Origin of the sequence: Streptococcus sp. SI1 (genome assembly GCF_030439945.1) — a bacterium.
Classification (GTDB): Bacteria; Bacillota; Bacilli; order Lactobacillales; family Streptococcaceae; genus Streptococcus; species Streptococcus intermedius.
The window spans coordinates 14472-36183 of the sequence record NZ_JAQFJE010000001.1; the positions used below are offsets into that span (position 1 = coordinate 14472).

The 21712-nt window shown below is 38.0% G+C and carries 18 protein-coding genes and 2 pseudogenes; 19 read left to right on the top strand and 1 reads right to left on the bottom strand.

All coding sequences use genetic code 11. The annotated features are described in order from the left end of the window. The first annotated feature begins 149 nt into the window (after positions 1 to 149). From PCY10_RS00140 to PCY10_RS00165, 6 genes and pseudogenes are all read left to right on the top strand, one after another. Positions 150 to 686 carry a DUF177 domain-containing protein gene (locus tag PCY10_RS00140; protein ID WP_021002457.1) on the top strand — a complete coding sequence of 179 codons (537 nt, stop codon included), beginning with the start codon at positions 150 to 152 and terminating at the stop codon, positions 684 to 686. A 91-nt stretch (positions 687 to 777) separates the two neighbouring features. Continuing rightward, complete coding sequence (gndA, locus tag PCY10_RS00145) at positions 778 to 2202, top strand: NADP-dependent phosphogluconate dehydrogenase (RefSeq protein ID WP_006268166.1); 1425 nt, start codon at positions 778 to 780, stop codon at positions 2200 to 2202. A gap of 8 nt (positions 2203 to 2210) precedes the next feature. Then, on the top strand, positions 2211 to 2900 hold the full coding sequence (locus tag PCY10_RS00150; RefSeq protein ID WP_021002458.1) for a response regulator transcription factor: 690 nt from the start codon (positions 2211 to 2213) through the stop codon (positions 2898 to 2900). A gap of 312 nt (positions 2901 to 3212) precedes the next feature. After that, positions 3213 to 3656: pseudogene (locus tag PCY10_RS00155) on the top strand (PTS glucose transporter subunit IIA); the annotation flags it as partial. Between the two features lie 211 nt (positions 3657 to 3867). Continuing rightward, the gene (locus PCY10_RS00160; RefSeq protein WP_301558728.1) at positions 3868 to 6057 is read left to right on the top strand and encodes a PTS transporter subunit IIBC; all 2190 of its coding nucleotides are present in this window, start codon (positions 3868 to 3870) and stop codon (positions 6055 to 6057) included. Between the two features lie 17 nt (positions 6058 to 6074). Beyond that, entirely contained in the window at positions 6075 to 6890 is an 816-nt protein-coding gene (locus PCY10_RS00165; RefSeq protein WP_003076645.1) for an endonuclease/exonuclease/phosphatase family protein, read from the top strand. A gap of 50 nt (positions 6891 to 6940) precedes the next feature. On the opposite strand, the gene PCY10_RS00170 is transcribed toward PCY10_RS00165, so the two are convergent. Next, on the bottom strand, positions 6941 to 7423 hold the full coding sequence (locus PCY10_RS00170) for a hypothetical protein (protein ID WP_021002461.1): 483 nt from the start codon (positions 7421 to 7423) through the stop codon (positions 6941 to 6943). 197 nt (positions 7424 to 7620) lie between these two features. On the opposite strand from PCY10_RS00170, the gene nrdR reads away from it, so the two are divergent. From nrdR to PCY10_RS00235, 13 genes and pseudogenes are all read left to right on the top strand, one after another. Next, entirely contained in the window at positions 7621 to 8094 is a 474-nt protein-coding gene (gene nrdR, locus PCY10_RS00175; protein ID WP_003071846.1) for a transcriptional regulator NrdR, read from the top strand. Continuing rightward, on the top strand, positions 8095 to 9246 hold the full coding sequence (locus PCY10_RS00180) for a DnaD domain protein (RefSeq protein ID WP_021002462.1): 1152 nt from the start codon (positions 8095 to 8097) through the stop codon (positions 9244 to 9246). It abuts the gene before it with no gap. Then, positions 9247 to 10146, top strand: a complete 900-nt coding sequence (dnaI, locus tag PCY10_RS00185; RefSeq protein WP_020998344.1) for a primosomal protein DnaI — start codon at positions 9247 to 9249, stop codon at positions 10144 to 10146. It begins immediately after the preceding gene. Beyond that, positions 10143 to 10856, top strand: a pseudogene (locus PCY10_RS00190) (nitroreductase family protein). The gene dnaI and the pseudogene PCY10_RS00190 overlap by 4 nt, the downstream one beginning before the upstream one ends. Positions 10857 to 10907: 51 nt before the next feature. Then, entirely contained in the window at positions 10908 to 12218 is a 1311-nt protein-coding gene (gene der, locus PCY10_RS00195) for a ribosome biogenesis GTPase Der (protein WP_021002464.1), read from the top strand. Positions 12219 to 12440: 222 nt separating this feature from the next. Beyond that, complete coding sequence (locus tag PCY10_RS00200) at positions 12441 to 15551, top strand: DEAD/DEAH box helicase (RefSeq protein WP_301558729.1); 3111 nt, start codon at positions 12441 to 12443, stop codon at positions 15549 to 15551. Positions 15552 to 15592: 41 nt separating this feature from the next. Beyond that, the gene (locus PCY10_RS00205; protein WP_301558730.1) at positions 15593 to 16225 is read left to right on the top strand and encodes a cystathionine gamma-synthase; all 633 of its coding nucleotides are present in this window, start codon (positions 15593 to 15595) and stop codon (positions 16223 to 16225) included. An 82-nt stretch (positions 16226 to 16307) separates the two neighbouring features. Further along, positions 16308 to 17639: a UDP-N-acetylmuramate--L-alanine ligase gene (gene murC / locus PCY10_RS00210; protein WP_003076300.1), complete on the top strand. Its 1332-nt coding sequence runs from the start codon at positions 16308 to 16310 to the stop codon at positions 17637 to 17639. Continuing rightward, a complete protein-coding gene (locus PCY10_RS00215) occupies positions 17629 to 18153 on the top strand; it encodes a GNAT family N-acetyltransferase (RefSeq protein WP_301558731.1) in 525 nt (174 codons plus the stop codon). The genes murC and PCY10_RS00215 overlap by 11 nt, the downstream gene beginning before the upstream one ends. After that, positions 18150 to 18647, top strand: coding sequence for a GNAT family N-acetyltransferase (locus tag PCY10_RS00220; protein WP_003071872.1), 498 nt, complete (start codon positions 18150 to 18152; stop codon positions 18645 to 18647). Before PCY10_RS00215 ends, PCY10_RS00220 begins: the two co-directional genes overlap by 4 nt. A 108-nt stretch (positions 18648 to 18755) precedes the next feature. Next, a complete protein-coding gene (gene mltG / locus PCY10_RS00225) occupies positions 18756 to 20360 on the top strand; it encodes an endolytic transglycosylase MltG (protein ID WP_301558732.1) in 1605 nt (534 codons plus the stop codon). A gap of 203 nt (positions 20361 to 20563) precedes the next feature. Then, positions 20564 to 21046, top strand: a complete 483-nt coding sequence (gene greA, locus PCY10_RS00230) for a transcription elongation factor GreA (RefSeq protein ID WP_003068147.1) — start codon at positions 20564 to 20566, stop codon at positions 21044 to 21046. A 76-nt stretch (positions 21047 to 21122) separates the two neighbouring features. Continuing rightward, a complete protein-coding gene (locus PCY10_RS00235; protein WP_021002470.1) occupies positions 21123 to 21587 on the top strand; it encodes an 8-oxo-dGTP diphosphatase in 465 nt (154 codons plus the stop codon). Positions 21588 to 21712 lie beyond the last annotated feature (125 nt).

A 21712-nucleotide genomic window follows, 5' to 3' on the forward strand; every position in this document is an offset into this window, starting at 1 on the left:
GAACGAGCCTGATTTCAAGGCATTTTCTGTAAGTGGTAATAAAGTATAAGTAAGTGAATGGTATAGTAAAGTAACTTGCAAGTGAACTTTATGTCTTTTTTCAAAAATGGTATAATAAAACTAGAAATCTAAATACAAACGAGGAAATCATGTTACATATTCAAGAAATTCGTAAAAATCCAGATGGTCTTACTTTTGAGCAAGGTTTTGATTTGACACAAGAATTACAAATGCGCAATCCAGAAATTTTGAATGTTGCAGATATTGTTGCAAGTGGAAAGGTGCAGTATGAAGATGGCCTTTACTTTTTAGATTATGATTTGTCTTATACCATTACACTAGCGTCCAGTCGTAGCATGGAACCGGTAGATCAAAAAGAAAACTACTTGGTGAATGAGGTTTTCTCTGATGGACATAGTGGGAAAATGGATCAAGATTTGATAGCTGATGATTTGGTATTGCCGATTGAAAATGAAGTAATCAACCTAGCCGAAAGTGTAGCAGATAATATTTTATTGCATATTCCACTTAAAGTGTTGACGTCCGAGGAGAAAGCGAGTGACTGCATGCCTTCAGGAAATGATTGGCAGGTCATGACTGAAGAAGAGTATCAAAAAAATAAACAAGCGCAAAAAGAGAAGAATAGTCCGTTCGCCAGTTTGCAAGGCTTATTTGATGAAGAGTGAACCCCTCTTTAACATTGGTTTTTAGCAACAAATCCTTTCTTTTCCTGCTTAAAAATGATAAAATAAAACAAACAAAAAAGAGGAGTGCAAAATGACAAAAGCGAATTTTGGTGTTGTTGGTATGGCTGTTATGGGGCGTAACCTCGCCCTTAATATTGAATCTCGCGGCTATACAGTAGCAATTTACAACCGATCAGCGAATAAAACAGAGGATGTGATTGCATCTCATCCTGAAAAAAACTTTGTTCCAAGTTACGATGTGGAAAGTTTTGTGAATTCTATTGAAAAACCACGTCGGATCATGCTCATGGTTAAAGCTGGGCCAGGGACAGACGCAACGATTCAAGCATTATTACCGTTCCTGGATAAGGGAGATATCTTGATTGACGGTGGAAATACGTTCTATAAAGATACTATTCGTCGTTCAGAAGAATTGGCAAATTCTGGAATCAATTTTATCGGGACAGGAGTATCTGGTGGTGAAAAGGGCGCGCTTGAAGGTCCATCTATCATGCCTGGTGGACAAAAAGAAGCCTATGAATTGGTAGCAGATGTATTGGAAGAAATTTCAGCGAAAGCGCCAGAGGATGGGGCACCATGTGTAACTTATATCGGACCAAATGGTGCAGGTCATTATGTAAAAATGGTCCACAATGGGATTGAGTATGGCGATATGCAACTGATTGCAGAAAGTTATGATTTAATGCAGCACTTGCTTGGATTTTCAGCAGCAGAAATGGCTGAGATCTTTACTGAATGGAATAAGGGTGAGTTGGATAGCTATCTGATTGAAATCACTGCTGATATTTTGACACGTAAAGATGATGAAGGACAAGATGGACCAATTGTTGATTACATTTTGGATGCAGCTGGAAATAAAGGAACAGGAAAATGGACGAGCCAATCAGCTCTTGATTTTGGTGTTCCACTTCCACTTATTACGGAGTCTGTTTTTGCGCGTTATATTTCTGCTTATAAAAAAGAACGTGTTCAGGCTAGCAAGGTTCTTCCAAAACCTACTGCTATTAAATTTGATGGGGACAAGGCTGAATTAATTGAAAAAATTCGCCAGGCTCTATACTTCTCAAAAATCATGTCTTATGCACAAGGTTTTTCACAATTGCGTGTCGCATCTAAAGAGCAGGCTTGGAATCTTCCATTTGGTGAAATTGCTTCTATTTGGCGTGCTGGATGTATCATCCGTGCTCGTTTCTTGCAAAAAATTACAGATGCATATGGTCGTAATGCAGATCTTGCAAACCTACTTCTTGATGAATACTTTATGGATGTTACTGCAAAATATCAACAAGCTGTTCGCGATGTAGTTGCTTTAGCTGTTCAGGCAGGTGTGCCAGTGCCAACTTTCTCTAGTGCGATTGCTTATTTTGATAGCTATCGTGCAGAAAACTTGCCAGCTAATTTGATTCAAGCGCAGCGCGATTACTTTGGCGCGCATACGTATGAACGCAAGGATAAAGAAGGCATTTACCACTATTCTTGGTATGATGAAAAATAGGATAAGCTATGGGGAAGCGGATTTTATTAGTTGAGAATGAAAAAAAAATAGCACAATTTATTAGCTTAGAGTTGCAAAATGAAGGTTATCGAGTGGATCTTTTTGAAACGGGAAAAGATGCTTTAACATCTGCGAGAGCTAATCAATACGATTTATTCCTGTTAAATTTTATGCTTGAAGATATGACAGGAACGGAGTTTGCTGAGCAATTAAGTTTGATAAAGCCTGCTTCAGTCATTATTGTATTGGATAATCGTGATATTATTTTAAAATATACTGAGGAAATCCAACGTTTTGCTGTTAGTTATATGATAGAGCCTTTCATTGTGATGGACTTGGTCGGAAAAATTTCTGCTATTTTTCGTGGGCGTGATTTTATTGATCATCATTGTAGTCAGATGAAAGTTTCAACATCTTATCGGAATCTTCGCATTGACGTGCAAAATCATACTGTATATCGAGGGAATGAAATAATTTCTTTGACTAGAAGAGAGTATGATTTGTTAGCAACGCTGATGGGCAGTCATCAGGCTTTAAGCCGTGAACAGCTGTTAGAGCGCGTTTGGAAATACGAAGGAGCTGTCGAGACAAATGTTGTTGATGTCTATATTCGTTATCTTCGTAGTAAACTTGATACAGCAGGGCAGAAAAGTTACATAAAAACTGTGCGTGGTGTTGGCTATGCTATGCAAGAATAAGAAATAGAGAGACTTGAACAATCTTGTTCCAGTCTCTTTTTTGATTTGGAATAAAAAAACAGAAAAAAATTAAATTATTTTTCTAGAAACCGCTTTATAAATTTACTAGATCTGCTATAATATGAGATATTAATAATATAAGTACTTTTTAGTATTTGAATTTCTTATAAGGATAAGGAGCTATGAATGATGAAAGATTTCTTCAAAAATTTCTTCAATTTCAAATTTTTACAAAAATCAGAGGAAAATACTTCAAATCAAGAAGTCTCTGTAACAATGGCTGAAGCTGAAACCACAGTTATAGTAGAAAACATTGAGACAGTAGCAGATGGTGAAGTGATTGCGATTACAGATGTCAAAGACCCAGTTTTCTCCCAAAAAATGATGGGAGACGGCTTTGCAGTTGAACCAGAAAATGACAAGATTTACGCACCAGTATCTGGTACGATTAGCAGCATTTTCCCTACCAAGCACGCTCTCGGTCTTTTGACTGAAAATGGTCTTGAAGTGCTTGTTCATATTGGTCTTGACACGGTCAGCCTGGAAGGTAAACCATTTGAAGTTCATGTAGTAGAGGGGCAAACAGTCTCTGCAGGAGATCTGTTAGTAACGGTAGACTTAGGAGCTATTAAAGAAGCGGGTCGTGAAACATCAACGGTTGTTGTCTTTACAAATGCACAAGCGATTAAATCTGTATCAGTTGAAACATTCGGCAAAGTCGCTGCTAAGACAGTGGTGGCTAAAGTAGAATTGTAGCATGTTAGAAAATATTAAATAAATAGGCTCTTTTGTCAGTATTGTGGTTGGCAAGGAGCCTATTTTTGAGAAAGAAGTTATTAGTCAGAAGATTTTTTAAATATTTTGTAAAAGCGCTTTACAAAATAAAAATATATGGTATAATTGAAGAGTCAAATAAGTGCAAACGTTTGCGGAAAACGCTTGCGGAAATTTTTATAAGGAGATATGAATGATGAAAGAGACATTCAAAAACATATTCAGTTTCGAATTTTGGCAAAAATTCGGAAAGGCTCTGATGGTCGTTATCGCAGTAATGCCCGCGGCTGGTTTGATGATCAGTATTGGTAAGTCAATTCCAATGATCAATCCAAACGTAGCTGCTCTTGTTACAACAGGCGGTATTCTTGAGCAAATTGGTTGGGGAGTTATCGGAAATCTTCACATTTTGTTTGCATTAGCTATTGGAGGTAGCTGGGCAAAAGAGCGTGCGGGTGGTGCATTCGCAGCCGGACTTTCATTTATTTTAATTAACCGTATTACAGGGGTCTTTTTTGGAGTAACTTCAGACCTTCTTACAAAACAAGGAGCTACTGTAAAAACTGTCTTTGGTGGAACCATTAAGGTGGCTGATTATTTTGTAAGTGTACTTGAAGCTCCTGCCCTTAATATGGGGGTGTTTGTTGGTATCATTGCCGGTTTTGTTGGAGCAACTGCTTACAACAAATATTATAATTACCGTAAATTACCAGACGCGCTTTCATTCTTTAATGGTAAACGGTTTGTGCCATTCGTTGTTATTTTGCGTTCTACAATCGTTGCTTTGATTCTTGCAGTATTTTGGCCAGTTGTTCAAACTGGAATCAACAATTTTGGTATTTGGATTGCTAACTCTCAAAAGACAGCTCCAATTCTCGCACCATTCTTGTTTGGTACTTTAGAACGTCTTCTTTTACCATTCGGACTTCACCATATGTTGACAATTCCAATTAACTATACTCAATTGGGTGGCACATATGAAGTGTTGACAGGTGCTGCTAAAGGAACGACTGTATTTGGTCAAGATCCATTATGGTTGGCTTGGGTAACAGACCTTGTTAATTTAAAAGGTTCACACGCTGACCAATATCAACATCTTCTAAATAGTATCACTCCAGCCCGTTTTAAAGTTGGGCAAATGATTGGTTCATTTGGTATTTTGATGGGGGTTGCCTTTGCAATTTATCGAAATGTAGATGATGACAAGAAACATAAATACAAGGGGATGATGATTGCAACAGGACTTGCAACTTTCTTAACAGGTGTTACAGAACCAATTGAATACATGTTTATGTTTGTTGCAACACCTCTTTATTTGGTATATGCTGTTGTACAAGGTTTAGCATTTGCTATGGCAGATATTGTTCACTTGCGTATGCACTCATTTGGTTCAATCGAATTTCTGACTCGTACTCCACTAGCCATCAATGCTGGTTTGGGTATGGATATTATTAATTTTGTTTGGGTAACAGTGCTCTTTGCAGTTGGAATGTACTTTATTGCCAACTTCATGATTAAGAAATTTAACTACGCAACTCCAGGACGTAACGGAAACTATGAAACAGCTGATGGAGAAGATAGTCCTTCGTCTACCCCAGCTGGTGGCAAAGTAGCAGAAGCATCTCAAGCTGTGAATGTTATCAATCTTCTTGGCGGACGTGCCAACATCGTTGATGTAGATGCCTGTATGACACGTCTTCGTGTGACTGTTAAAGATGCTGACAAAGTTGGTACAGAAGAACAATGGAAAGCTGAAGGAGCAATGGGACTGGTGATGAAAGGTCAAGGAGTTCAAGCGATCTATGGACCAAAAGCTGATGTTTTGAAATCTGATATTCAAGATTTACTTGACTCAGGCGAAGTGATTCCTGAAACTCTGCCAAGCCAAATGACAGCTTCACAAGCTGCCGAAGCGAGCTACAAAGGTGTGACAGAAGAAGTTGAGACGGTAGCAGATGGTGAAGTGATTGCGATTACAGATGTTAAAGACCCAGTTTTCTCCCAAAAAATGATGGGAGACGGCTTTGCAGTTGAACCAGAAAATGGCAAGATTTACGCACCAGTATCCGGTACGATTAGCAGCATTTTTCCTACCAAGCACGCTCTCGGTCTTTTGACTGAAAATGGTCTTGAAGTGCTTGTTCACATCGGTCTTGACACGGTCAGCCTGGAAGGTAAACCATTTGAAGTTCATGTAGTAGAGGGGCAAACAGTCTCTGCAGGTGATCTGTTGGTAACGGCAGATTTAGGAGCTATTAAAGAAGCAGGTCGTGAAATATCAACGGTTGTTGTCTTCACAAATGCACAAGCGATTAAATCTGTATCAGTTGAAACATTCGGCAAAGTCGCTGCTAAGACAGTGGTGGCTAAAGTAGAATTGTAAGATAGAAAAGAGAAATCATGGCAAAATTCCTGACTTTAAATACTCATAGCTGGATGGAAGAAGAGCAAGAAAGCAAGCTAAATCAGCTAGCTGAGCGTATTCTTCAAGAAAAATATGATGTCATTTGCCTGCAGGAAGTCAATCAATTAGTGGAGTCTGAACAGGTTGTTCAGGCTCCCTTCTATTATGCAGTAGATGGCACCATTCCGATTCACCAGGACCACTATGTCCTGTGTCTGGTTGAGAAACTAGCTGAGGCAGGACTGGACTATTACTGGTCTTGGGCCTATAATCATATTGGGTTTGATATTTACAATGAAGGGGTCGCGATTTTGTCAAAAACCCCGTTGACTGCAAGAGAACTTTTGGTGTCTGATGTCAATGATCCAACAGATTATCATACGCGTAAAGTCTTGTTGGCGGAAACGGAGCTTGAAGGACAGCCCATCACGGTCGCTTCCTGTCACTTATCTTGGTGGAATAAAGGTTTCCAAGGAGAATGGGCTAAGTTTGAATCAGAGCTCTTGCAAGTTCAGACTCCGCTCGTTCTCATGGGAGATTTTAACAATCCTGTCGGCTATGAAGGCTATCAGCACATTCTAGAAAGTTCGCTTGCTTTGCAAGATAGTCATGCAGTTGCTAGTACAGTTGTTGGTACAGCAACAGTTGAAGGTGATATTGCTGGTTGGGCAGAAAACAAAGATGCTCTAAAAATTGATTATATTTTTACCAGTAAAGATTTTAACATTGAGAAATCAGCTATTGTCTTTGATGGACAGCGTGGTCCAGTTGTTAGTGACCATTTTGGATTGGAAGTAGAAATTGCGTTTTAGCAAGTAAAAAGCGAGAAAGTTTCGACATCATTTTCTCGCTTTTTTATTTTTTATTCTCTAGAAGAGTGGCGTTTTCCAGCAGTGATAGCGGCGGCCTCAGTCATGGAAATTACTCTATCAAACCGTGTATTACGCGGCATATTATTGATGTTGTACCAATAAACACTGGCAGCTCCATTACGAGCCACATAAACGGTTCGTTCCTGTTGTTGCGCTGCAGCAGCTTTTTGTGCTTCTTCTTGTTGTTTTTGAGCTTCGGCAGCTTTTTGTGCTTCTTCTTGCTTCCTTTTAGCTTCAGCAGCTTTCTGAGCCTCTTCTTGTGCTATCCGCTCTTTTTCTGCTTTAGCTTTTTCTTCTTGCTCCTTTTTATCTTTTTGTGTAGATGAACTGCTACTTGATAGGCTAATTTTTGCAGAAGAGGAGGAGCTGGAAATAGTTTTGGTAGCTTCTGTATTCGAAGAGCAGCCAGAAAGGATAATGCAGGTTAGCAGGATACAAGAGCAAGCTGCAATTGTTTTCTTTAACATCATCATAATAATCTCCTTTGTACAAAAAATGATAACATTTGTCGAAAGCGTTATATAAAAATTTATCGAAAAAGAGAATAACAGATTGATTGATATTGTCCAATTTTTAGGAATCGATAGACCTGGTTGTACTAAAACTGCTGCCTTTTGTTATTTCTTAAAACATGGTATAATGAAGTATTAAGAGTTCAGGAGGGAAGCAGATGCGTTGTCCTAAGTGTGGTGGTAGTAAGTCAAGCGTTATTGACAGTAGACAGGCTGAAGATGGCAATACAATTCGTCGTCGTCGTGAATGTGATGAATGTCAATATCGGTTTACAACGTATGAACGTGTAGAAGAGCGGACGCTCGTTGTCGTAAAAAAAGACGGTACACGAGAACAATTTTCAAGAGATAAAATCTTTAATGGAATCATTCGTTCGGCACAAAAACGTCCTGTTTCTAGCGATGAAATTGAAGCAATTGTTAGCAGAATTGAGCAAAAAGTTCGCAGTAGCAATGAAAATGAGATCGCCAGTGAGTATATTGGTGGTCTAGTAATGGAAGAGTTAGCTGAGTTAGATGAGATTACTTATGTTCGTTTTGCTAGTGTTTATCGTAGTTTTAAAGATGTGAGCGAACTGGAAAGTCTATTGAAGCAGATTACAAAATCCGCTAAAAAGAAAAAGGAACAATAAATGAAACCAAATGATCAATTTTCTTTTGTGAAAAATAATCTGATCAGTCAGGATAGTACAAGTTTGATTCGTCTGTATTTGCCAATTTTAGGAATCGATGCAACTACTATCTATCAATATTTTCTTGCTTTTTGGGATAATGGAAAATCATCTTATACTGTTGGGCACATTTTGAATCATCTCAATCTGGGAATGAATGCCTTACAAAAAAGTATAAACATTTTGTCCGCTATGCAGTTAGTGGAGCTGTATCAAGGAGAAAATCATTTCCAAATCTATTTGAAGTCCCCACTGTCGCCACGTGAATTTTTAAGTAATTCTGTTTATAGACGCTTGCTAGAAAAGAAGATTGGTGAAGCTGCGGTAGAAGCTTTATTACCTAGTCAACCAAAGGGGCAGAAGCAAAACGTGAAGCTTTCAGATATGTTTCAAGTAGAAGATACAAAAACAGAATTGCCATCAAAGCAGAATCATTTTGAGCTGGACTATTTTAAACAATTGATGGCACGTGAAAACTTGCGTTTTGATAATGAAAAAGAAGATTTGCTGGTACTCTTTGCCATTGCAGAGCGACAAAATTGGACTTGGTATGAAACGTATCTGTTGGCAAAAGAAACTGCTGTAGGGCAAGTAATTTCCACGAAGCGGATGCAGCAAAAATTACAGCAAAAAGTTTCAAATGAACTGTTTTCAACTCAAGAGCAAACGATTCTTCGAGAGGCTAAGAGTAAGGCAGCTGTGCAATTTTTGGCGGAAATCAAGAAAACTAAGCATGCAACGATTACACATGGGGAGCGTCAGTGCTTGACAGAAATGGCAAATTTGGGCTTGTTAGATGAAGTAATCAATGTGATTTTACTATTGACTTTTAATAAGGTAAATTCAGCCAACCTTAATGAAAAGTATGCTTTAAAAGTAGCAAATGACTTTTCCTATCAAAAAATCTTTTCAGCTGAAGAAGCTGTGGTGTATATTCGTGAACGTTACCAAGCACAGCATAGCAAAAAAGCAGCGAAAGCTTCTGCTCCAAAAAGTAATGTGCCTAGCTGGAGCAATCCTGATTATAAAAACGAAACCAGTGCTGAAAAGCAAGTAGAATTAGAAAAACAAAAACGTAAATTGTTAGCCAAATTAGATCAAGGAGGTGACTAGATGGAACGTGTTGGACAAGCAATGTCACGTAGAAATGGTGCGCAGCAATTTGATTATGATAAATTGGTCGAGCAAATCATGGCTGATCCAGATGTGGCGGCTTTTATCCAGTCAGAAGGGATGACACCAGCTGAAATCAAACGAAGCATTTCTAAGTTTAATCAGTATATTTCTGAGCGAAATCGTTTTTTACTAAGCGATGAGGCTTATATTGCTAAAGGATATAAGCCAATTTTAGTGAAAAATGAGGGATATGCTGATGTTTCTTATGAGGAAACTCCAGAGCTAGTTGAAGCACAGAAGCAAGCGGCTATCAATGCACGTTTAAATTTGATTAGCCTTCCAGCTAGTCTCAAGGAAGCTAGTTTAGCAAAAGTAGACTTAGACGATGTTGGTCGTTACAAGGCTTTTGAGCTGCTGACGAATTTTGTAGCAGATTATCCAAACTATAAAAAAGCCCTTTATCTTTATGGTGATTTTGGCGTAGGAAAAAGTTACATGATGGCTGCGCTGGCACATGATCTATCAGAAAAACGTAGTGTTTCTACGACGTTACTCCATTATCCTAGTTTTGTATTAGATATAAAGAATGCTATTTCTTCTGGTCTGGTTAAGGAAAAGATTGATGAGGTAAAAGTAGCACAAATCTTGATTTTAGATGATATTGGTGCGGAGCAATCAAGCCCTTGGATGCGAGATGAGATTTTGCAGGTTATTTTACAGCATCGAATGCAGGAAAATCTACCAACTTTCTTTACATCGAATTTTAATTTTACGGATTTGGAACGCCATTTTGCTACATCCAAAAACGGAGATGAAACTTGGCAGGCTCGTCGAGTTATGGAAAGAATCAAGTTTTTAGCAGAGGAAGTTCGTCTGGAAGGAGAAAACCGACGATGAATGAAACAATTGATTTGATGAAAAAGCATACTTCTGTTCGTCGTTTTACAGAAGAACCGATTTCAGAAAAGGGACTACGCGCCATCATTGACGCCGGTCGAGCGGCATCCAGCTGGAAGAATTTTCAATCTTATTCGATTATCGTTGTTCGTAGTCAGGAAAAAAAAGCAGCCTTGTTTGATTTGGTGCCTCAAAAGGCTATTCGTCAGTCGTCGGTTTTTCTGCTTTTTATTGGAGATTTGAATCGGGCTAAGAAAGGGGTATGCCTTCATACGGATACGTTTTATCCGCAAGGAGTGGAAAATATTTTGATTAGCTCTGTTGATGCTAGTCTAGTTGCGCAGAATACCCTGCTGGCGGCTGAAAGTTTAGGTTATGGCGGAGTTATCATTGGCTTGGTTCGTTATGCATCTAGGGAAATAGCAGAGCTTTTTAACTTGCCGAACTATACTTACCCTATTTTTGGAATAGCTTTGGGGAAGCCAGCTCAACACCATACTGTTAAACCGCGATTGCCATATGAAGCAGTCGTTTTTGAAGAAAAATATCAAGAACAGGATGTGTCCATTATTCAGACTTATAATCAGGTTCAAGCGGACTATGCTGGGAATCGAGCAACAGATACGTAGAGTGAGCGATTGACGGCCCAATTTGCAAAAAAGCCAAACCTTGCTAGTCAGAATCTATTACAAGACAAGAAATTATTATAAATAAAGGGTACAGCTTTTGCTTACACCCTTGAAAACAGAAAGAGGAATACTATGGCTTTACCAACCATTGCTATTGTTGGCCGTCCCAATGTCGGCAAATCAACGCTTTTTAATCGGATTGCTGGAGAGCGGATTTCCATTGTTGAGGATGTTGAAGGAGTAACTCGGGACCGTATTTATGCAACGGCTGAGTGGCTGAATCGTAAATTTAGCATGATTGACACAGGTGGGATTGATGATGTGGATGCACCTTTTATGGAGCAGATCAGGCATCAAGCGGAGATTGCTATGGAAGAAGCAGATGTCATCGTTTTTGTAGTGTCAGGAAAAGAAGGCATTACAGATGCAGATGAATACGTAGCACGCATACTTTACAAGACACATAAGCCGATTATTCTAGCCGTCAACAAAGTAGATAATCCTGAGATGCGGAGTGAAATTTTTGATTTTTATGCTCTTGGTTTAGGAGAGCCTTATCCTGTTTCTTCCATTCATGGAATTGGTACAGGGGATATCCTAGATGCAATTGTTGAAAATCTACCGAAGGAAGAAGTGGTTGAAAATCCTGATATGATCAAATTCAGTCTCATCGGTCGCCCCAATGTTGGTAAATCTAGCTTGATCAATGCGATTTTGGGAGAAGAACGTGTCATCGCTAGTCCTGTGGCTGGAACTACTCGTGATGCAATTGATACGGTTTTTACGGACGGTGAAGGTCAAGAATTTACCATGATTGATACCGCTGGCATGCGCAAGTCTGGTAAGGTCTATGAAAATACTGAGAAGTACTCTGTTATGCGGGCTATGCGAGCAATTGACCGATCTGATGTGGTACTCATGGTACTCAATGCTGAAGAAGGGATTCGCGAATACGATAAGCGTATCGCAGGTTTTGCTCATGAGGCGGGCAAAGGAATTATTATCGTTGTTAATAAATGGGATACATTAGAAAAGGATAATAAGACCATGCAAAATTGGGAAGCAGATATTCGTAATCAATTTCAGTATCTCTCTTATGCACCGATTATCTTTGTCTCAGCTCTAACCAAGCAGCGTTTACATAAGCTGCCGGACATGATCAAACAAATTAGTCAGAGTCAAAATACCCGTATACCGTCTGCAGTACTCAATGATGTCATCATGGATGCCATCGCCATCAATCCAACACCGACTGATAAAGGCAAACGACTAAAAATCTTCTATGGGACGCAAGTTGCAACCAAACCACCAACCTTTGTTATCTTTGTCAACGAAGAAGAGCTGATGCATTTTTCTTATCTGCGCTTTCTTGAAAATCAGATTCGTAAGGCATTCGTTTTTGAAGGAACTCCGATTCACTTGATTGCCAGAAGGCGGAAATAGGGCGGAGCTAGCTAAACAAAACATAACATAACATAACATAAAAATAGTAGTGGCAGTATGAGGTGATTAATCTGATGTGCTTATGTAAGAAAGAATATAAATGGGACGAAATACTATAACAATCAAAGAAAACATTTTCTAAAAGAAAGCAAGAAAAACCTTGCTTTTTTTCTTTATACTGAAAATATGATATAATGAATAGATAAAATAAAGGTGGTACTTATGGCAAAATTAATTCCTGGGAAGATTCGGACAGAAGGGATAGCTCTTTACGAAGCAGGGAAAATTGAAATTCTCAAGGTGAAAGATCAGATGATTTATAGCCGAGTGGAAAATCATAATCTCCGATATAGTTTGAATGATGAAGCTATTTTTTGTGCTTGTGATTTTTTCCAAAAGAAGAAATATTGTGCCCATTTAGCAGGGGTAGAATATTTTCTGAAAAATGATCCCGAAGGGAAAATTGTTTTGACCAATCTGGAAGAAGAACAGACAAATTCAGAAGAAACTCAAACGAAGGTTTCTTTTGGGAGTCTTTTCTTGGATAGGATTCTTCCACCAGAAGATGTAGCTATTCGGTACGAATTATCTGCCGTTGGGCAAGAAGATGATTATACGGGACAATTTTTGTGGACATTGCGCATCAGCCGTTTGCCAGATGAGCGCTCCTATGTTGTTCGAGATATTTGTGCTTTTTTAAAAATTGTTGAAAAAGGTGATTATTATCAAATTGGCAAGCATTATTACGAAAAAATCCAGTTAGCAGCCTTTGATGAGGCTAGCCAAGAGGTGATTGAGTTTTTACGAGGGCTTGTTTCTTATCAACAAACTCAAGATGCTTCTTTTATCTTTCCAAATGCTGCTAGACATCTTTATTTTCCGTCTAGTTTATTTGAAGAAGGTGTGAGCCGACTTATGAATTTGCCACATTTCCGCTTAGAATACAGTCTTTATGACTATGACGAAGTTTTTTTTCAAGATTTACATGCCGAAGTAGGAATTTATAATTTCAAAGTAGAGGAAAATTCGGATTATTTTGAACTTGTCATTACAGAGCAAAATTATAAAATCCTATACGATGGGGACTTTATTTTTTATGGAAATCATTTTTTCCAACTGACGGAACAGCAAAAGCGTATTATTCGGGTGATTCGAGAATTACCTGTGGATACTGATCGGAAAAAACGGCTTCAATTTGATACAAGTGATCAAGCGAAACTGGCTTCAGGATTACTAGAATTTCAAAAAGTCGGCTCTATTCATGCACCGGAAAGTTTGGTGATTCATACGTTTGTTCCAGCGTTTGAGTTTGAATTGTTGGATACGAAAGAAATCAGCCTCAAAATTCAGTTTGATTATGGAGATCGTATAGTTACCAGTCGTTTGGAGTTAGAAAAATTACCATTTGCTAGTGATTTTCAACTGGAACAGAAAGTTTTTCAACAAACTCTATCTGCTGGCTTTGAGGCGGATTTTGTGAGCAAACGGCTTCCTTTGCAACCACAAGAGATCTACTCATTTTTCACTTCCATTCTTCCACGTTTTAAAGATTTAGGGAAGGTAGTGGTATCAGACAACCTAACAGCTTTGTACCAAATTGAAAAACCGGCCGTTTCTATTCAGACAAATGGTGGTTTGTTGGACATTGGTTTTGACTTTACAAGTATTGACCAGATGGAAGTGGATGATGCTTTAGAGGCTCTTTTTTCAGCCAATGATTATTTTGTCAGTCGTTCTGGGAAGGTCCTCGTTTTTGATGACGAAACAAAAAGAGTCAGCAAAACTTTACAAGATTTACGAGCAAAAAAAGGAAAAGGGGGCATTTTCCAGACCCAGCGGATTACTGCTTATCAGCTATCTGAATTATTCAAAGATCAAGAAAAGGTGAGTTTTTCGGAGGAGTTTCGTCATTTAGCCTTTGATTTGACACATCCAGAGGAGTTTGTTCTACCGCCATTGAAAGTGGAAGCAGCTTTGCGCGATTACCAAGAAACTGGTGTCAAATGGATGTCTATGCTTCATCATTATGGTTTTGGTGGTATTTTAGCAGATGATATGGGGTTGGGGAAAACACTCCAAACGATAGCCTTTTTAAGTAGCAAACTACAAAAAGAGACGAACGTCTTGATTTTGGCTCCATCTAGTTTGATTTACAATTGGCTAGATGAGTTTACAAAATTTGCACCAAAAATGGATGTAGCCGTTATTTATGGATTAAAACCAATTAGAGATAATTTGATTGCGGAAAGACATCAGGTGATGATTACAAGTTATGCCTCTTTCCGTCAAGATGTCGAAGAATATAGCCGATTGAATTTTGATTATCTCTTTTTAGATGAAGCACAAATTATGAAAAATGCGCAGACTAAGATCGCTCATCATTTACGAAACTTTGAGGTCAAAAATACCTTTGCTCTTTCTGGAACACCGATTGAAAATAATCTCGGCGAATTATGGTCGATTTTTCAAATTGTTTTGCCAGGCTTATTACCTAGCAAAAAGAACTTTTTGAAACTGCCTGCAAAAACTGTTGCTCGTTTTATCAAGCCTTTTGTCATGCGACGGAAGAAAGAAGATGTTTTACAAGAGCTGCCCGATCTTATTGAGGTTTCTTATCGCAATGAACTAGCAGATAGTCAAAAGGCCATCTACTTAGCGCAGCTAAAACAAATGCAGGAACGCGTACTTACTTCCACAGAGGAAGAACTGAATCGTAGCAAAATGGAAATTTTATCTGGTTTGATGCGGTTACGTCAAATCTGCGATACTCCCGCGCTCTTTATGGAGGACTATCATGGAGAGAGTGGCAAACTAGAAAGCTTGATGGAACTATTAGAGCAGATTCAGACAGGAAGCCACCGTGTGTTAATCTTTTCTCAATTCCGAGGAATGCTAGATATTATTGAAGAAGAATTGAAAAAGATGAAAATGGAGACATTTAAAATTACAGGTTCTACACCAGCAAAAGATCGACAAGAAATGACAAATGCTTTTAATAATGGAAAAGGGGATGCCTTTTTAATCTCTTTAAAAGCTGGAGGTGTTGGTTTGAATCTAACTGGTGCTGATACTGTTATCTTAGTAGACCTTTGGTGGAACCCAGCGGTAGAGTCTCAGGCAATTGGTCGAGCTCACCGTATGGGTCAAGAAAGAAATGTAGAAGTGTATCGATTGATTACGAGAGGAACGATTGAAGAAAAAATTCAAGAATTGCAGGAAAGCAAGCGGCATCTCGTATCAACTATCCTAGATGGAACAGAATCCCGTAGCAGCCTAACTGTTGCTGAAATACGAGAAATTCTAGGAATTTCTACAGAAACACTTGAAAAATAGCACCAATAGGTTATAATGAAGTGTTGAAAGGAAATGTGCCCATGAAAGAAAAAACTTTTCCATTGATTTCTGATGATGAGATTATGCTATCAGAAATGCTGCGTATGAATCTTTACGATGAAAGTGATCTTATCAGTAATATTAATGGTGACTATGTTGATAAGAATTACTTAGAATGGGAACCAATTGTAAAGAAAATTGTAGACAGTCAAGTAAAAGAAGGGAAAGCTTACCAAGCAACTTCAGCTATTCCGTCTGCTGAAGTCGCCAAACCTGCCCCAAAAAGCTATGCAGAATTGGCTAGAGAAGAAGCCAGAGCAGATTTAAAAAAGAAACGCTCAGCAGCTTATTTGACTTCAGACTTTATAACTAAAAAACGCTCCCATCCTGCTGTTAATAATGCTAATACAGCTATTTCACATCAACCAACAGCATTTTTCCAAAAGGAAAATGGTAGTGGGTTATCAAAATATAGTCGAAATTTAAAGCAGGATCATTATATTTTAGCAGATATCAACGTAAATACCTCTTTGCCGAAGGAATCACCAAAAAAATCTAAAAATAATTATGACTTTTTAAAAACAAGTCAAATTTATAACAAAAAAGAATTGCAAAATCAAAGAGAACGTCGGATAGCGCAGGAGTTAAATTTAACACGATTGGAAGAAAAATAATCGAATGTTGACAAAAAGTAAAGACGTTTTGGTGTGAACGCGATTTCACCTATTTAATGTTCTTTGTATTTAAGGAGAAATTATGACAAAAACCTATCATTTTATCGGGATTAAGGGCTCTGGAATGAGTGCTTTAGCATTGATGCTGCATCAAATGGGACATCAAGTTCAAGGAAGCGATGTTGAAAAATACTATTTCACTCAACGTGGCTTAGAACAAGCAGGAATTAAAATCTTGCCTTTTGACGAAAAAAATCTTCAAGCAGATGTAGAAGTTATTGCAGGAAATGCTTTCCGTCCGGATAATAATCTTGAAATTGCTTATGCCGATGCAAATGGTATTTCTTATAAGCGTTACCATGAATTTCTTGGAATCTTTATGCGTAATTTTGTCAGCATGGGGGTGGCGGGTGCACATGGAAAGACATCAACAACTGGCATGTTGGCACACGTCTTATCAAATATTACAGATACTAGTTATCTCATAGGTGATGGTACAGGGCGTGGCTCTGCCAATGCGAAATATTTTGCGTTTGAAGCAGATGAATATGAGCGTCACTTTATGCCTTATCATCCTGAATATTCGATTATTACGAATATAGATTTTGACCACCCAGATTATTTTACCAGTTTAGAAGATGTTTTCAATGCATTTAATGATTATGCTAAACAAGTTAGCAAAGGAGTGTTTGTTTACGGTGAAGACAAGGAGTTACGTCGGATTACAGCCAATGCTCCTATTTATTATTATGGTTTTAAGGAAGGGAATGACTTTGTCGCTCATGATTTGCTTCGTTCTACGACGGGTTCCAGCTTTAAAGTTTCTTTCCGCGAGCAAGAATTAGGAGAATTCAAGATTCCTAGCTTTGGTCGCCACAATATTATGAATGCGACAGCTGTTATTGGTTTGTTGTATACAGCTGGATTTGATTTGACTTTGGTTCGAGAGCATTTGGCTACTTTTGGTGGTGTGAAACGTCGGTTCACTGAAAAAATGGTGAATGGAGCGACAATTATTGATGACTTTGCTCATCACCCTACTGAAATCATTGCAACTTTAGATGCAGCTCGCCAGAAATATCCAAGCAAAGAAATTGTTGCAATTTTCCAACCCCATACCTTTACTAGAACTATTGCACTTTTGGATGAATTTGCAGAAGCCTTGAGTCAAGCAGATGCAGTGTATTTAGCACAAATTTATGGTTCTGCACGTGAAGTGGATCATGGAGATGTTAAAGTAGAAGATTTGGCGGCGAAGATTGTAAAAAAAGCAGAAATCATTACTGTTGACAATGTTTCGCCGTTATTAGAACATCCAAATGCAGTTTATGTTTTCATGGGAGCTGGTGATATTCAAACCTATGAATATTCTTTTGAACGCTTATTATCCAATTTGACAAGCAATGTCCAGTAATCTAACTCCTCAAGTCACTATTCGAGAAGCTGTTTCAGAAGATTTGGAAGCAATTATAACGATTGAACAGGAAAATTTTGCTACAGAAGCAGCTGTTTTGCAAACTATCCGAACATGGATTGAACAGATTTCGAATATATGTTTAATAGCAGAATTAAATAATAAAATAGCTGGCTACATCGTAGGGTCAGCCGTTTTTTCACATCATTTGGTAAATGAGATGACAGACAATTCAGCAGAAAAACAGGAAAAATCTAATTTTATTACGATTCAGCAATTATCAATTCACCCAGACTTTAAAGGTCAGGGGCTGGGGACATTGCTTTTAGCTGCTTGTAAAGAAATAGCGGTTACACAAAATCGGAAAGGTCTTCAGTTGGTTTGTTCAGATGACTTGATTTCTTACTATGAAATGAATGCTTTCGTAAATGAAGGAATCTCTGAAAAAGTTTATGATAATACTATTTTATATGAATTGATATGGGAAAATTCATACTTTAAGGAGAAAAAATGAAGATTAGACAAGCGAATTTAGCAGATTTGGATGCTATTACGGCAATTGAGTGGGAGAATTTTGGTTCAGACGAAGCCTTGAGCCGAGATATTTTAGAGGTTCATATTCAAAAAATAGCGACCAGTTTTTTAGTTGCTGAACGAGATGGTCAAATTTTAGGCTATCTGGAGGGGCCTGTTCGTCCAGAACGTCATCTAATAGATCAGTCTTTCACTTCAGAAGTGGAAGATTATAGTTATTTACAAAATCATTATATTTCATTAACTAGTTTATCTGTTTCTAAAAGTGCTCAAAATATGGGAATAGGCCATCGTTTGTTGAATAAAATGAAAGATATTGCTATTCGAGACCGGCGATTGGGAATTAATTTGACTTGTCATGATTATTTAGTTAGTTATTATGAAAAGCATGGCTTTGTCAATGAGGGACGATCTCAATCCACTTATGCAGGTGAAGTTTGGTATGATATGGTTTGGGAAACACCTAATAGTTGAAAAAGATTGATTATTTTGTAGAAAGCCTGAAAGAAAGGCCTTCTCTTATTGCTTTTATTTACCTTTTACGTTATAATAGTAGGGATACTGAACAAGGAGGTCAATTATTTGACTGAAGATTCACGAGAAAAAGAAGGGTTGAGTTTTAAAGAACAGATTCTACGTGACTTAGCCAAAGCAAAGGAAACTAGCCAATCAACTCGTGTTGAATCATCTAATGATTTACATGAAGAGTTGGAGCTAGGACAATCTACACTTTCTTCTATTCAGAAAGAAGACAAATCGCTTATTTTTGGAATGGATATATCCCAAGTGCAGCAAGAAGAAAAGAGCAAACCAGAACCAGCTTCATTAGAAAGTCCGCTACCAACTGTTCAGCAAATAGAAGCTGAAGCAGTAGCTAGGGAAGAGAAAGAGTTTAATACTCATACAACGAAAGTTCCTGTTTCTTACCCAACTACTCAGGTGGTTGATAAAACTAAGATTCCAGAAGAATTGGTTCAATCTGCAGCTTATGGGACGGAACCAGAGCCAGAGAAACTATCCCGTTTAAATCGAACTTCTCAAGCAGTCACTGCTAAGAAACGGCAAAGTAAAGTCGCCGGGAAAATTGTTAAAACGGTTTTGATTTTAGTGCTTTTAGGAATTGGGCTAACAGGTTTCTTTGCTTATCGCTATGTAACATCAGCTTTACAACCGATTGATGCAAAAAATACAAAGTATGTGACGGTTAAGATTCCAACTGGTTCTAGCCCTAAAGCAATTGGAAAAGTCCTGGAAAAATCTGGTTTGATTAAAAATGCTCAGATTTTTAGCTATTATGCTAAATTTAAAAACTATGCAAATTTCCAATCAGGTTATTACAATCTACAAAAAAGTATGACTTTGGATACGATTGCTAAAAAGTTACAAAAAGGCGGAACGGAGACTCCACAAGATCCTTCGATGGAAAAATTAACAATTCCAGAAGGCTATACGATTGATCAAATTGCAAAAATGATTGCAAAGTTGAAAAAGAATAAATTGTCATCAGATACTTTCCTAAAGAAAGTCCAAGATGATAATTTTATCACTCAGGAGGCTTCGAAATATCCGAAATTATTGGAAAACTTAGCTAAAAAAGAGAGTGGTGTGAAGTATCGTTTGGAAGGCTATCTCTTCCCTGCTACTTACAATGTGACAGATAGTACAACAGCTGAAACTCTCATTGAACAAATGTTAGCTGCAATGGATAAGACTATGTCGCGATATTATGATGTGTTAGCAGCGAAGAACTTGACAGTGCATGATGTTTTAACAATTGCATCCTTAGTTGAAAAAGAAGGTTCAACGGATCAAGATCGGAAAAATATTGCAAGTGTTTTTTACAACCGTTTGAATCAAAATATGCCTTTACAAAGCAATATTGCAATTCTGTATGCTCAAGGAAAACTTGGACAAAAAACGACCTTATCGGAAGACGCTGCAATTGATACGAATATTGATTCGCCTTACAACGTCTATAAAAATACTGGTTTAATGCCTGGTCCTGTAGATAATCCGAGCCTTTCTGCTATTGAAGCGACAGTTAATCCAGTTAAAACTGATTATCTATATTTCGTAGCTAATACAGAAACAGGCAAAGTTTATTTTGCAACTACCTATGCAGAACATGAGAAAAATGTTCAGGAGCATGTCAATAGTAAATTGACAAAGCCAAGTAGTTCAAATTAAAAGGAGTAGGGCAAAATCGGTACTTCGTAGAACTTGATTTGATTCTCCTTTAGCGCAATGAAAATTAGGTCTGAAATAGAATGCAATAAGCATATTTTAGATTGGATGGAGATTGTGCCTTGCAAAGGAATCACACACGATATTAGAAAGTTGGGACATTATTGTCCCAATCTCTTTGTTTAAAAAATAGAAAGAAGAAAATAATGGCAGAAAAAACTTATCCTATGACCCTTGAAGAAAAGGAAAAACTTGAAAAAGAATTAGAAGAACTTAAATTGGTTCGCCGTCCTGAAGTAGTAGAGCGTATTAAAATTGCTCGCTCTTATGGAGATTTATCAGAAAATAGTGAGTATGAAGCAGCCAAAGATGAGCAGGCTTTTGTTGAAGGACAAATATCTAGTCTAGAAACCAAGATTCGTTACGCTGAAATTGTAGACAGCGATGCAGTAGCTCATGATGAAGTCGCTATTGGTAAGACCGTTACGATTCAAGAAGTTGGTGAAACAGACGAAGAAGTCTATATGATTGTTGGCGCAGCTGGAGCAGATGCTTTTGCTGGAAAAGTGTCTAATGAAAGTCCTATTGGACAAGCATTAATTGGTAAAAAAACAGGTGACACAGCTACAGTTGAAACACCTATTGGTAGTTATGATGTAAAAATCCTAAAAGTCGAAAAAACAGCATAATTAAAAAAAGAAAACGCGCCCCATGGTATCATCACAATCACGGGGCGCGTCTCAGTAAAACATAGAGGAGGGAAATATGTCCCATCAGTCTCAAGTGATTTTAACCAACATGTGTCTAATTGAAGATGATCAGAATCGTATTGTTATGCAGATTCGGGACCCCAAGCGATATTCTTGGTCAGGAGCAGCTCTGCCTGGTGGACATATAGAAGAAAGGGAGAGCCTTTATCAGGCAGTTGTACGTGAGGTTTATGAAGAAACAGGATTAACAATTCATAACCCTAGATTGGTTGGTATGAAACATTGGTATACGGCAGAAGGTATTCGTTATCTGGTCTTTCTTTATCGTACAAATGAATTTTCTGGTCATCTTCGTTCGTCAGAAGAAGGTGAAGTTATGTGGGTGGCGCGTGAAGACCTAGATACTATGGAGTTGGCTTATGATTTAAAAAATTTGTTGCGTGTTTTTGATGACCAATCATTGTCAGAATTATTTTATAGTGAGCGCTTAGAAAATGATTTTGTCCGTGAATTTTGGTAAGCTTGTTTTTGAATGAGAATATTCTGTCATTCAAGTTGGTGTTTGAAAAGATGGAGTGTTGTTTCATAGTAGGATGCTTTGTTGATTGAACGACAAGCAAAAAGCTGGAATGATTGTTCCAGCTT